This is a genomic window from Candidatus Poriferisocius sp. (assembly GCF_965219775.1).
GTDB lineage: Bacteria > Actinomycetota > Acidimicrobiia > Acidimicrobiales > Bin134 > Poriferisocius.
Genome location: NZ_OZ244793.1, coordinates 3,432,564 through 3,447,695, shown reverse-complemented (window position 1 = coordinate 3,447,695; position 15,132 = coordinate 3,432,564). Strand labels below are relative to the sequence as shown.

Genomic DNA, 15,132 nt, shown 5'->3' with positions numbered 1-15,132 from the left:
CCGTCGACGGCGCCGTCCCCGACAACGTGTTCGCGGTCGCGTCCCACGTCACCCACGCCGGCCACGCCGAACCCGCCTTCAACGCATACGTCACCGGCGCGTTCCCCGTCGCCGTCGGCAACGCCACACCAGCACGCTGCTGACCCACCACCCACGACTCCGTCACCGACGACGGCGTGAACACCACGTCCACGTTGCCGACCACCTGGATCGTCACCGTCAACTCGGCCGACTGCCCGTCGAAGTCCGTCGCGGTGACCACCACCGTCGAGGTCCCCGCCGTCGACGGCGCCGTCCCCGACAACGTGTTCGCGGTCGCGTCCCACGTCACCCACGCCGGCCACGCCGAACCCGCCTTCAACGCATACGTCACCGGCGCGTTCCCCGTCGCCGTCGGCAACGCCACACCAGCACGCTGCTGACCCACCACCCACGACTCCGTCACCGACGACGGCGTGAACACCACGTCCACGTTGCCGACCACCTGGATCGTCACCGTCAACTCGGCCGACTGCCCGTCGAAGTCCGTCGCGGTGACCACCACCGTCGAGGTCCCCGCCGTCGACGGCGCCGTCCCCGACAACGTGTTCGCGGTCGCGTCCCACGTCACCCACGCCGGCCACGCCGAACCCGCCTTCAACGCATACGTCACCGGCGCGTTCCCCGTCGCCGTCGGCAACGCCACACCAGCACGCTGCTGACCCACCACCCACGACTCCGTCACCGACGACGGCGTGAACACCACGTCCACGTTGCCGACCACCTGGATCGTCACCGTCAACTCGGCCGACTGCCCGTCGAAGTCCGTCGCGGTGACCACCACCGTCGAGGTCCCCGCCGTCGACGGCGCCGTCCCCGACAACGTGTTCGCGGTCGCGTCCCACGTCACCCACGCCGGCCACGCCGAACCCGCCTTCAACGCATACGTCACCGGCGCGTTCCCCGTCGCCGTCGGCAACGCCACACCAGCACGCTGCTGACCCACCACCCACGACTCCGTCACCGACGACGGCGTGAACACCACGTCCACGTTGCCGACCACCTGGATCGTCACCGTCAACTCGGCCGACTGCCCGTCGAAGTCCGTCGCGGTGACCACCACCGTCGAGGTCCCCGCCGTCGACGGCGCCGTCCCCGACAACGTGTTCGCGGTCGCGTCCCACGTCACCCACGCCGGCCACGCCGAACCCGCCTTCAACGCATACGTCACCGGCGCGTTCCCCGTCGCCGTCGGCAACGCCACACCAGCACGCTGCTGACCCACCACCCACGACTCCGTCACCGACGACGGCGTGAACACCACGTCCACGTTGCCGACCACCTGGATCGTCACCGTCAACTCGGCCGACTGCCCGTCGAAGTCCGTCGCGGTGACCACCACCGTCGAGGTCCCCGCCGTCGACGGCGCCGTCCCCGACAACGTGTTCGCGGTCGCGTCCCACGTCACCCACGCCGGCCACGCCGAACCCGCCTTCAACGCATACGTCACCGGCGCGTTCCCCGTCGCCGTCGGCAACGCCACACCAGCACGCTGCTGACCCACCACCCACGACTCCGTCACCGACGACGGCGTGAACACCACGTCCACGTTGCCGACCACCTGGATCGTCACCGTCAACTCGGCCGACTGCCCGTCGAAGTCCGTCGCGGTGACCACCACCGTCGAGGTCCCCGCCGTCGACGGCGCCGTCCCCGACAACGTGTTCGCGGTCGCGTCCCACGTCACCCACGCCGGCCACGCCGAACCCGCCTTCAACGCATACGTCACCGGCGCGTTCCCCGTCGCCGTCGGCAACGCCACACCAGCACGCTGCTGACCCACCACCCACGACTCCGTCACCGACGACGGCGTGAACACCACGTCCACGTTGCCGACCACCTGGATCGTCACCGTCAACTCGGCCGACTGCCCGTCGAAGTCCGTCGCGGTGACCACCACCGTCGAGGTCCCCGCCGTCGACGGCGCCGTCCCCGACAACGTGTTCGCGGTCGCGTCCCACGTCACCCACGCCGGCCACGCCGAACCCGCCTTCAACGCATACGTCACCGGCGCGTTCCCCGTCGCCGTCGGCAACGCCACACCAGCACGCTGCTGACCCACCACCCACGACTCCGTCACCGACGACGGCGTGAACACCACGTCCACGTTGCCGACCACCTGGATCGTCACCGTCAACTCGGCCGACTGCCCGTCGAAGTCCGTCGCGGTGACCACCACCGTCGAGGTCCCCGCCGTCGACGGCGCCGTCCCCGACAACGTGTTCGCGGTCGCGTCCCACGTCACCCACGCCGGCCACGCCGAACCCGCCTTCAACGCATACGTCACCGGCGCGTTCCCCGTCGCCGTCGGCAACGCCACACCAGCACGCTGCTGACCCACCACCCACGACTCCGTCACCGACGACGGCGTGAACACCACGTCCACGTTGCCGACCACCTGGATCGTCACCGTCAACTCGGCCGACTGCCCGTCGAAGTCCGTCGCGGTGACCACCACCGTCGAGGTCCCCGCCGTCGACGGCGCCGTCCCCGACAACGTGTTCGCGGTCGCGTCCCACGTCACCCACGCCGGCCACGCCGAACCCGCCTTCAACGCATACGTCACCGGCGCGTTCCCCGTCGCCGTCGGCAACGCCACACCAGCACGCTGCTGACCCACCACCCACGACTCCGTCACCGACGACGGCGTGAACACCACGTCCACGTTGCCGACCACCTGGATCGTCACCGTCAACTCGGCCGACTGCCCGTCGAAGTCCGTCGCGGTGACCACCACCGTCGAGGTCCCCGCCGTCGACGGCGCCGTCCCCGACAACGTGTTCGCGGTCGCGTCCCACGTCACCCACGCCGGCCACGCCGAACCCGCCTTCAACGCATACGTCACCGGCGCGTTCCCCGTCGCCGTCGGCAACGCCACACCAGCACGCTGCTGACCCACCACCCACGACTCCGTCACCGACGACGGCGTGAACACCACGTCCACGTTGCCGACCACCTGGATCGTCACCGTCAACTCGGCCGACTGCCCGTCGAAGTCCGTCGCGGTGACCACCACCGTCGAGGTCCCCGCCGTCGACGGCGCCGTCCCCGACAACGTGTTCGCGGTCGCGTCCCACGTCACCCACGCCGGCCACGCCGAACCCGCCTTCAACGCATACGTCACCGGCGCGTTCCCCGTCGCCGTCGGCAACGCCACACCAGCACGCTGCTGACCCACCACCCACGACTCCGTCACCGACGACGGCGTGAACACCACGTCCACGTTGCCGACCACCTGGATCGTCACCGTCAACTCGGCCGACTGCCCGTCGAAGTCCGTCGCGGTGACCACCACCGTCGAGGTCCCCGCCGTCGACGGCGCCGTCCCCGACAACGTGTTCGCGGTCGCGTCCCACGTCACCCACGCCGGCCACGCCGAACCCGCCTTCAACGCATACGTCACCGGCGCGTTCCCCGTCGCCGTCGGCAACGCCACACCAGCACGCTGCTGACCCACCACCCACGACTCCGTCACCGACGACGGCGTGAACACCACGTCCACGTTGCCGACCACCTGGATCGTCACCGTCAACTCGGCCGACTGCCCGTCGAAGTCCGTCGCGGTGACCACCACCGTCGAGGTCCCCGCCGTCGACGGCGCCGTCCCCGACAACGTGTTCGCGGTCGCGTCCCACGTCACCCACGCCGGCCACGCCGAACCCGCCTTCAACGCATACGTCACCGGCGCGTTCCCCGTCGCCGTCGGCAACGCCACACCAGCACGCTGCTGACCCACCACCCACGACTCCGTCACCGACGACGGCGTGAACACCACGTCCACGTTGCCGACCACCTGGATCGTCACCGTCAACTCGGCCGACTGCCCGTCGAAGTCCGTCGCGGTGACCACCACCGTCGAGGTCCCCGCCGTCGACGGCGCCGTCCCCGACAACGTGTTCGCGGTCGCGTCCCACGTCACCCACGCCGGCCACGCCGAACCCGCCTTCAACGCATACGTCACCGGCGCGTTCCCCGTCGCCGTCGGCAACGCCACACCAGCACGCTGCTGACCCACCACCCACGACTCCGTCACCGACGACGGCGTGAACACCACGTCCACGTTGCCGACCACCTGGATCGTCACCGTCAACTCGGCCGACTGCCCGTCGAAGTCCGTCGCGGTGACCACCACCGTCGAGGTCCCCGCCGTCGACGGCGCCGTCCCCGACAACGTGTTCGCGGTCGCGTCCCACGTCACCCACGCCGGCCACGCCGAACCCGCCTTCAACGCATACGTCACCGGCGCGTTCCCCGTCGCCGTCGGCAACGCCACACCAGCACGCTGCTGACCCACCACCCACGACTCCGTCACCGACGACGGCGTGAACACCACGTCCACGTTGCCGACCACCTGGATCGTCACCGTCAACTCGGCCGACTGCCCGTCGAAGTCCGTCGCGGTGACCACCACCGTCGAGGTCCCCGCCGTCGACGGCGCCGTCCCCGACAACGTGTTCGCGGTCGCGTCCCACGTCACCCACGCCGGCCACGCCGAACCCGCCTTCAACGCATACGTCACCGGCGCGTTCCCCGTCGCCGTCGGCAACGCCACACCAGCACGCTGCTGACCCACCACCCACGACTCCGTCACCGACGACGGCGTGAACACCACGTCCACGTTGCCGACCACCTGGATCGTCACCGTCAACTCGGCCGACTGCCCGTCGAAGTCCGTCGCGGTGACCACCACCGTCGAGGTCCCCGCCGTCGACGGCGCCGTCCCCGACAACGTGTTCGCGGTCGCGTCCCACGTCACCCACGCCGGCCACGCCGAACCCGCCTTCAACGCATACGTCACCGGCGCGTTCCCCGTCGCCGTCGGCAACGCCACACCAGCACGCTGCTGACCCACCACCCACGACTCCGTCACCGACGACGGCGTGAACACCACGTCCACGTTGCCGACCACCTGGATCGTCACCGTCAACTCGGCCGACTGCCCGTCGAAGTCCGTCGCGGTGACCACCACCGTCGAGGTCCCCGCCGTCGACGGCGCCGTCCCCGACAACGTGTTCGCGGTCGCGTCCCACGTCACCCACGCCGGCCACGCCGAACCCGCCTTCAACGCATACGTCACCGGCGCGTTCCCCGTCGCCGTCGGCAACGCCACACCAGCACGCTGCTGACCCACCACCCACGACTCCGTCACCGACGACGGCGTGAACACCACGTCCACGTTGCCGACCACCTGGATCGTCACCGTCAACTCGGCCGACTGCCCGTCGAAGTCCGTCGCGGTGACCACCACCGTCGAGGTCCCCGCCGTCGACGGCGCCGTCCCCGACAACGTGTTCGCGGTCGCGTCCCACGTCACCCACGCCGGCCACGCCGAACCCGCCTTCAACGCATACGTCACCGGCGCGTTCCCCGTCGCCGTCGGCAACGCCACACCAGCACGCTGCTGACCCACCACCCACGACTCCGTCACCGACGACGGCGTGAACACCACGTCCACGTTGCCGACCACCTGGATCGTCACCGTCAACTCGGCCGACTGCCCGTCGAAGTCCGTCGCGGTGACCACCACCGTCGAGGTCCCCGCCGTCGACGGCGCCGTCCCCGACAACGTGTTCGCGGTCGCGTCCCACGTCACCCACGCCGGCCACGCCGAACCCGCCTTCAACGCATACGTCACCGGCGCGTTCCCCGTCGCCGTCGGCAACGCCACACCAGCACGCTGCTGACCCACCACCCACGACTCCGTCACCGACGACGGCGTGAACACCACGTCCACGTTGCCGACCACCTGGATCGTCACCGTCAACTCGGCCGACTGCCCGTCGAAGTCCGTCGCGGTGACCACCACCGTCGAGGTCCCCGCCGTCGACGGCGCCGTCCCCGACAACGTGTTCGCGGTCGCGTCCCACGTCACCCACGCCGGCCACGCCGAACCCGCCTTCAACGCATACGTCACCGGCGCGTTCCCCGTCGCCGTCGGCAACGCCACACCAGCACGCTGCTGACCCACCACCCACGACTCCGTCACCGACGACGGCGTGAACACCACGTCCACGTTGCCGACCACCTGGATCGTCACCGTCAACTCGGCCGACTGCCCGTCGAAGTCCGTCGCGGTGACCACCACCGTCGAGGTCCCCGCCGTCGACGGCGCCGTCCCCGACAACGTGTTCGCGGTCGCGTCCCACGTCACCCACGCCGGCCACGCCGAACCCGCCTTCAACGCATACGTCACCGGCGCGTTCCCCGTCGCCGTCGGCAACGCCACACCAGCACGCTGCTGACCCACCACCCACGACTCCGTCACCGACGACGGCGTGAACACCACGTCCACGTTGCCGACCACCTGGATCGTCACCGTCAACTCGGCCGACTGCCCGTCGAAGTCCGTCGCGGTGACCACCACCGTCGAGGTCCCCGCCGTCGACGGCGCCGTCCCCGACAACGTGTTCGCGGTCGCGTCCCACGTCACCCACGCCGGCCACGCCGAACCCGCCTTCAACGCATACGTCACCGGCGCGTTCCCCGTCGCCGTCGGCAACGCCACACCAGCACGCTGCTGACCCACCACCCACGACTCCGTCACCGACGACGGCGTGAACACCACGTCCACGTTGCCGACCACCTGGATCGTCACCGTCAACTCGGCCGACTGCCCGTCGAAGTCCGTCGCGGTGACCACCACCGTCGAGGTCCCCGCCGTCGACGGCGCCGTCCCCGACAACGTGTTCGCGGTCGCGTCCCACGTCACCCACGCCGGCCACGCCGAACCCGCCTTCAACGCATACGTCACCGGCGCGTTCCCCGTCGCCGTCGGCAACGCCACACCAGCACGCTGCTGACCCACCACCCACGACTCCGTCACCGACGACGGCGTGAACACCACGTCCACGTTGCCGACCACCTGGATCGTCACCGTCAACTCGGCCGACTGCCCGTCGAAGTCCGTCGCGGTGACCACCACCGTCGAGGTCCCCGCCGTCGACGGCGCCGTCCCCGACAACGTGTTCGCGGTCGCGTCCCACGTCACCCACGCCGGCCACGCCGAACCCGCCTTCAACGCATACGTCACCGGCGCGTTCCCCGTCGCCGTCGGCAACGCCACACCAGCACGCTGCTGACCCACCACCCACGACTCCGTCACCGACGACGGCGTGAACACCACGTCCACGTTGCCGACCACCTGGATCGTCACCGTCAACTCGGCCGACTGCCCGTCGAAGTCCGTCGCGGTGACCACCACCGTCGAGGTCCCCGCCGTCGACGGCGCCGTCCCCGACAACGTGTTCGCGGTCGCGTCCCACGTCACCCACGCCGGCCACGCCGAACCCGCCTTCAACGCATACGTCACCGGCGCGTTCCCCGTCGCCGTCGGCAACGCCACACCAGCACGCTGCTGACCCACCACCCACGACTCCGTCACCGACGACGGCGTGAACACCACGTCCACGTTGCCGACCACCTGGATCGTCACCGTCAACTCGGCCGACTGCCCGTCGAAGTCCGTCGCGGTGACCACCACCGTCGAGGTCCCCGCCGTCGACGGCGCCGTCCCCGACAACGTGTTCGCGGTCGCGTCCCACGTCACCCACGCCGGCCACGCCGAACCCGCCTTCAACGCATACGTCACCGGCGCGTTCCCCGTCGCCGTCGGCAACGCCACACCAGCACGCTGCTGACCCACCACCCACGACTCCGTCACCGACGACGGCGTGAACACCACGTCCACGTTGCCGACCACCTGGATCGTCACCGTCAACTCGGCCGACTGCCCGTCGAAGTCCGTCGCGGTGACCACCACCGTCGAGGTCCCCGCCGTCGACGGCGCCGTCCCCGACAACGTGTTCGCGGTCGCGTCCCACGTCACCCACGCCGGCCACGCCGAACCCGCCTTCAACGCATACGTCACCGGCGCGTTCCCCGTCGCCGTCGGCAACGCCACACCAGCACGCTGCTGACCCACCACCCACGACTCCGTCACCGACGACGGCGTGAACACCACGTCCACGTTGCCGACCACCTGGATCGTCACCGTCAACTCGGCCGACTGCCCGTCGAAGTCCGTCGCGGTGACCACCACCGTCGAGGTCCCCGCCGTCGACGGCGCCGTCCCCGACAACGTGTTCGCGGTCGCGTCCCACGTCACCCACGCCGGCCACGCCGAACCCGCCTTCAACGCATACGTCACCGGCGCGTTCCCCGTCGCCGTCGGCAACGCCACACCAGCACGCTGCTGACCCACCACCCACGACTCCGTCACCGACGACGGCGTGAACACCACGTCCACGTTGCCGACCACCTGGATCGTCACCGTCAACTCGGCCGACTGCCCGTCGAAGTCCGTCGCGGTGACCACCACCGTCGAGGTCCCCGCCGTCGACGGCGCCGTCCCCGACAACGTGTTCGCGGTCGCGTCCCACGTCACCCACGCCGGCCACGCCGAACCCGCCTTCAACGCATACGTCACCGGCGCGTTCCCCGTCGCCGTCGGCAACGCCACACCAGCACGCTGCTGACCCACCACCCACGACTCCGTCACCGACGACGGCGTGAACACCACGTCCACGTTGCCGACCACCTGGATCGTCACCGTCAACTCGGCCGACTGCCCGTCGAAGTCCGTCGCGGTGACCACCACCGTCGAGGTCCCCGCCGTCGACGGCGCCGTCCCCGACAACGTGTTCGCGGTCGCGTCCCACGTCACCCACGCCGGCCACGCCGAACCCGCCTTCAACGCATACGTCACCGGCGCGTTCCCCGTCGCCGTCGGCAACGCCACACCAGCACGCTGCTGACCCACCACCCACGACTCCGTCACCGACGACGGCGTGAACACCACGTCCACGTTGCCGACCACCTGGATCGTCACCGTCAACTCGGCCGACTGCCCGTCGAAGTCCGTCGCGGTGACCACCACCGTCGAGGTCCCCGCCGTCGACGGCGCCGTCCCCGACAACGTGTTCGCGGTCGCGTCCCACGTCACCCACGCCGGCCACGCCGAACCCGCCTTCAACGCATACGTCACCGGCGCGTTCCCCGTCGCCGTCGGCAACGCCACACCAGCACGCTGCTGACCCACCACCCACGACTCCGTCACAGTAGCAGTCAACTTGTAAGTGGTCTCCGCCACCACCGACGACGGCGCCTTCACCGACAACTTCTGACTAACCAGATCAGTGGTGTCATGGGTCAGCCAATTGGGCAACGCCTGGGAGAAAGTGAAAGTGGTGGAGCCGTTACCAGGAGAAAACGCCGGCAACACCACATCCACCTGCTGGCCCGTCACAAACGTGAACGACACCACACCATCATCATCCGCGAACGACGGCACCAGGTTGCCCCCGATGGTGATCTTCACGTCCAGGGTTGCTTCGTCGCCGTCCTCGTCTTCGGCGATGAGCCGGTAGGTCTGTTGCGAGGTCGCGCTCGCCGGCGTGCCCGTCAACCGGTGGTTGGCCCCGTCGTAGGTGATGTTCGCGGGCAGGGTGCGGGCGAACTCGTAGGTGAGGGTGCCGTCACCGCCGGTGGCCCTGGGCAACGGCTGGTCCACCGAGCGGCCCACGGCGAAGGAATACGACACCTCCGTCGGCGAGAACGACGGCGCCTTGTCCTCGGTGATGGTCAGCGTGAGCGGCAGCGAGGCGACGTCGCCGTCGCGGTCGGTGGCCCTCAGGGTGAACGTGGCCGTCTTGTGTACCGTCGGCCGGCCCGAGATCGTGTTCGTCGTGGCGTTGTACGACAGGCCCGTGGCCAGGTCGGCCTCATTCTCGAGCGTGTACACCAGCGTGCCGTTCCCACCGGAGGCGTCGGGCAGCTCCCAGGTGAACGGCTCGTTCTGGATCCCCGTTTGCGAATCCGAACTCACGGAGAACGACGGTTGCCGGTCGCCCTCGATGGTGATGTCCACATTCAGGGTGCCGGTGTTCTCGTCCTCGTCGGTGGCGGTCAGCACGTACCTGGTCTGCGGGGCGGTCGTGGACGGGGCGGTACCGCTCAGCTTCAGCCCGTTCTCGACGAAGGTGATCGGCGACGGCAACGCCGGGTCGAAGCTGAAGGTCAGATCACCCACGCCACCCGACACGGTGGGCAGGTCCTCGTCCACCGACTGGCTCACCGTGAAGGTGAACGACACCTGCGGGGAGGCGAAGCGGGGCGACGGATCCGGTGAGCCGCCGGGTCCCGGTGGCCCCACCACCACCTCGCGGTAGGGGGCGCACTCGTCGACGGCCTCCGCCTCCGGCTCCCCGAAGGTGCCCGAGACGGCCCGGCACTCCTGCGCGAACAGTTCTTCTGTGCGGGTCGGCTGCTCGGCGGCCAACCTCTCCAGGGCGAACTGGCGGGCCACCGCGGCCCGGCGGGTGCGGGGCAGCGAACAGACGTCGGCCACCCCGTCGTCGTCGCTGTCGAACGGGTAAGTGGTGGGCCCGCCCAAGCTCCGGTTCAAGCAGAAATCCGGCCCGGTGACCACCGAACCGGAGTAGAACCAGAACTCATCGGCACTCGGCACCATGGCCGTGCTCTTCGCGGGCACCGAGGTGGCGTTCTGCTCCCGGGGGGCGGCGCACTCGTCGATCCGTTCGGCCTCGGGCTCGCCGTAGGTCTCGGCCACCTTGCGGCACTCCTCGGCGAACAACACGCCCAACCGGAACGGCAGCTCCCGGCCCAGCGCCTCCAGGGCGTGCTGGCGGGCCACGGTGGCCCGTCGGGTGCGAGACAGCGAACACACGTCGGCCACCCCGTCGCCGTTGCTGTCGAACGGGTAGGTCCTCGGCCCGCCCAAACTCCGGTTCAAACAGAAATCCGCCCCGGTGATGACCGGACCGGAGTAGTACAGCTCCTCGGGGGTCAGCGTGACATCCCCACCGGACTGGGCGGATGCCGTGGTGCTGGCCAGCAGGGCCACGGCGAGCGCGCACGACAACAACAGGCCCAACCGATGGACATGCTTGCGTGCGGGCATCAACGACCTTTCAGCGACCGAGGCAGAATGTTATGGCACCTTGCTTGCGCATTCACGCATCCCAGCCGAAGAGACAAACCGTGGCTCACTGTAGACCACCGACGGGCACAGAGAAACTTGGGTGAGGCCGAATCCCATTGTCGGGGAACGGGCGCGCCGGGCGTCAATCCAAGATGCGGCGCACGCCCTCGACCACCTCGGGGCGCAAGAGCGCCACCTGGGGTTGGTCGGCGCGCAGATGGCGCACGGTGACGGTGTCGGCGGCCAGCTCGTCGTCGCCGATCAACAGGGCCAGGCGGGCGCCGGACCGGTCGGCCACCTTCATCTGGGCCTTCATCGACCGTCCGTCGAACGCCCGGTCCGCGGCGACGCCCGCCCGGCGCAACTCGAACGTGAGGTCGCGCCCGGCCTCACCGCCGGCCACGTCCACCACGAACACCTCCACGGCTCCCGTGTCCGGGGTGAGGGCCCCCTCGGCGTCGGCGGCCAACAGGATGCGCTCGATGCCCGCGCCGAACCCCACCCCCGGCGCCGGTCTGCCCCCCAGGGACTCGGCCAGGCCGTCGTAGCGGCCCCCGCCCCCCACCGCATTCTGGGCGGTGCTCAGGGCACCGGCGGCGAACTCCCAGGTGGTGTGGGTGTAGTAGTCGAGGCCCCGCACCAGGGTGGGGTCGATGTGGTGGGCGATGCCCAGGGCGTCCAACCCGGACCGGACCCGCCCGAAGTGGTCGGCGGCCTCGCCGGACAGCCCGTCGATCAGCTTGGGGGCCTCGGTGGTGACCGCCCGGGTGCGTTCCCGCTTGGAGTCCAGCACCCGCAGCGGGAACTCGGCGGCGTTGGCCCGGTCGGCCTCGTCGATGTCGTCGATGCGCTCGCCCAGCCACCCGGCCAGGCGGGCGGCGTAGGCCCGGCGGTCGGCGGGGGTGCCCATGGAATTGAGCCGGAGCGACAGGGTGCCCAGGCCCACGGCCCGGTAGAAGTCGTGCTGGAGGGCGATGACCTCCACGTCGAGGTCGGGGTCGGCCGAGCCGATGGCCTCGATGCCCACCTGGTGGTGCTGGCGGAACCGTCCGGCCTGGGGCTCCTCGTAGCGGAAGCAGGGGGTGAGGTACCACACCTTCCACGGCACGGTGGGCCGGTGCTGGTTGAAGGCCCGCACCACCGAGGCGGTGCCCTCGGGGCGCAGGGCCAGGTGGCGGTCGCCCTTGTCGCGGAAGTCGTACATCTCCTTGCGCACCACCTCGGTGCCCTCGCCGAGGCGGCGGAACACCCCGATGTCCTCGAACATGGGGCTCTGCACCAGCCCGTAGCCCGCCCGGCCCACCACCCGGGCGAAGGCGGCCACCAACGCCTGCCACCGGCCCGATTCGGGGGGCAGGACGTCGCGGGTGCCCTTGGGGGCCTGGAACGACTCGGCCACCGCGCCTACCCCGAGGGGCCGGTGGGCAGCACCCGATAGGCGCTGTAGACCGACTCGATGCCCCGGATGGTGCGCAGCAGGGCCTCGAGGTGGGTGTTGTCGCTCAGCTCGAAGTCGAAGCGCATCACCGAGATGTGGTCGGCGCCGGTTCGGGTCTCGCAGGCCAAGATGTTGACCGACCCGGTGGACAGGGCGTTGGCCACGTCCTGCAGCAGGCGGGTGCGGTCGAAGGCCTTGACCTCGATGGTCACGCAGTAGGCCCCGGTGCGCTCGGCGCTCCAGTCCACGTCGATGAGCCGGTCGCCCTGCTCGAACGACAGCGACACCGCGTTGGCGCACTCGGCCCGGTGTACCGACACGCCCCGGCCCCGGGTCACGAACCCGATGATCTCGTCGGGGGGCACCGGCTTGCAGCAGCGGGCCAGGTTGACCAGCACGTCGTCGAGGCCCTCCACCTCCACCGGCTGATCGGTGCGGGGGGCCAGCGCGGCGGGCGAGGCCACCGGCACCAGGGCGTCGTCGGGGTGTTCGTCGGTCGAGGCCTCCACCCGCATGCCCGCCACCCGCTCGGCCACCGCCTTGGCCGACACGTGGCGCTCCCCCACCGCGGCGAACAGGGTGTCGAGGTCGCGGTAGTTCATGGCGTCGGCCGCCTGGGTGAGCTCGTCGCCCGAGAGGATCTTGGCCACCGGCAGGCGCTCCCGGCGCAACGCCGCGGTCACCGCCTCCCGGCCGGCCTTGACGGCGTCCTCCCGGCGGGCCTGGGCGAACCACTGGCGGATCTTGTTGCGGGCCCGGTGGGAGGCCACCAGGCCGAGCCAGTCGCGCGACGGGCCCTTGTCGGCCACTTTGGAGGTGAAGATCTCCACCATGTCGCCGGGGCGCAGCTCCCGGTCGAGGGGGACGAGTTGGCCGTTGACCCGGGCGCCGATGCAGGCGTGGCCCACCTCGGTGTGGATGGCGTAGGCGAAGTCGATGGGGATGGCCCCCATGGGCAGCGACACCACGTCGCCCTGGGGGGTGAACACCTGCACCTCGTCGTGGTCGAGGTCGGTCTTGAGGTTGCTCAGGAACTCGGCGGCGTCGGCGGTTTCCTGCTGCCAGTCGATGATCCGGCTCAACCAGGCCAGGTCGTCGGTGGCGGTGCCCTCCTTGTAGCTCCAGTGGGCGGCCACCCCCTGTTCGGCCCGGGCGTGCATCTCGTTGGTGCGCAGTTGCACCTCCAGCGACTTGCCGCCGGGCCCCACCACGGTGGTGTGCAGCGACTGGTAGAGGTTGAACTTGGGCATGGCGATGTAGTCCTTGAAGCGGCCCTGCACCGGCTTCCAGGTGGCGTGGATGGAGCCGAGGGCGGCGTAGCAGTCGCGCACCGACTCGACGATCACCCGGATGCCCACCAGGTCGTGGATCTCGTCGAAGCTGCGGTCCTTGGACATCATCTTCTCGTAGATGCTCCACAGGTGCTTGGGCCGGCCGGTGACCTGGGCGGGGATGCCGAGTTCGGCCAAGCGGGCCTCCACGTTGGAGAGCACCTGGGTGAGGTAGAGGTCGCGCTCGGGGGCCCGGGTGGCCACCATGCGGTCGATCTCGGCGTAGCGCTTGGGGTGCAGGGCGGCGAAGGCGAGGTCCTCGAGCTGCAGCTTCATGTCCTGCATGCCCAGGCGGTTGGCCAGCGGGGCGTAGATGTCGATGGTCTCCCGGGCCACCCGGTGCTGTTTGGCCAGGGGGAGGGCGGCCAGGGTGCGCATGTTGTGGAGGCGGTCGGAGAGCTTGACCACCAGCACCCGCAGGTCCTTGGCGATGGCCACCAGCATCTTGCGCATGGAGGCGGCCTGCTCCTCCTCTTGGGTGTTGAACTGCAGCCGGTCGAGGCGGGTGACGCTGTCGACGATGGAGGCCACCTCGGCGCCGAAGTGCTGCTCGACCTCGCCAAGGCCCATGGCGGTGTCCTCGATGGCGTCGTGCAACAAGGCGGCGATGACCGACACGTCGTCGAGGCCCAGCTCGACCACGATGTGGGCCACGGCCAGGGGGTGGGTGACGTAGGGTTCGCCGGATTTGCGCTTCTGGCCGGCATGGGCCTGCTCGGCCAGGTTGAAGGCGGTTGCGATGCGCTCGGGGGAGTCGTTGGGGTGGCGGTTGAGGTAGGCGTCGAGCAGGGGGCCGACGTCCTGGCCGGGCTGGTCCATCCAGGGTCGGGCCCGCTCGGTGAGGGTCATTGGTCACCGCCGTAGCGGAACAGGGAGACCACCGGGTAGCCGTCGCCCAACTGGGCCCGGCCGCCCAGGAAGTCCAACTCCACCAAAAAGGCGGCGCCCGCCAGGTGGGCTCCGCCGGTGCGCACCAGCTCGGCGGCGGCCGCGGCGGTGCCCCCGGTGGCCAGCACGTCGTCGACCAACAGGATGCGCTGACCCGGTACCAGCGCGTCGGTGTGGGATTCGAGCGAGGCGGTGCCGTACTCGAGCTGATAGCTCACCGAGCGGGTGTGGTAGGGCAGCTTGCCCGGCTTGCGGAAGGGCACGAAGCCGAGGCCGAGGCGGTAGGCCACCGCCGCGCCCAGGATGAAGCCCCGGGCCTCCACGCCCACCACCCGGTCGGCCTTGGTGTCGCCGAAGCGGTCGGCCAGGGCGTCGGCGGCCCAGCGGAGGGCGTCGCCGTCGTCGAGCAGGGGGGTGATGTCCTTGAACAAGATGCCCTCGGCGGGGAAGTCGGGGACATCCCTGATCAGGCTCTCGGGCCAGCCGGACTCCACTGC

The 15,132-nt window shown here is 70.1% G+C and carries 4 protein-coding genes; all 4 read right to left on the bottom strand.

What is annotated here, in order from left to right:
• Positions 1-10,957: beta strand repeat-containing protein (locus tag ACOQPQ_RS15555; RefSeq protein WP_420640326.1), on the bottom strand; the 10,957-nt coding region annotated here is incomplete at its 3' end.
• 163 nt (positions 10,958-11,120) lie between these two features.
• Positions 11,121-12,377 carry a histidine--tRNA ligase gene (gene hisS, locus ACOQPQ_RS15550; protein ID WP_420640325.1) on the bottom strand — a complete coding sequence of 419 codons (1,257 nt, stop codon included), beginning with the start codon at positions 12,375-12,377 and terminating at the stop codon, positions 11,121-11,123.
• Between the two features lie 5 nt (positions 12,378-12,382).
• Positions 12,383-14,596: a RelA/SpoT family protein gene (locus ACOQPQ_RS15545; protein WP_420640324.1), complete on the bottom strand. Its 2,214-nt coding sequence runs from the start codon at positions 14,594-14,596 to the stop codon at positions 12,383-12,385.
• Positions 14,593-15,129, bottom strand: a complete 537-nt coding sequence (locus ACOQPQ_RS15540) for an adenine phosphoribosyltransferase (protein WP_420640323.1) — start codon at positions 15,127-15,129, stop codon at positions 14,593-14,595. Before ACOQPQ_RS15540 ends, ACOQPQ_RS15545 begins: the two co-directional genes overlap by 4 nt.
• Between the last annotated feature and the right edge of the window lie 3 nt (positions 15,130-15,132).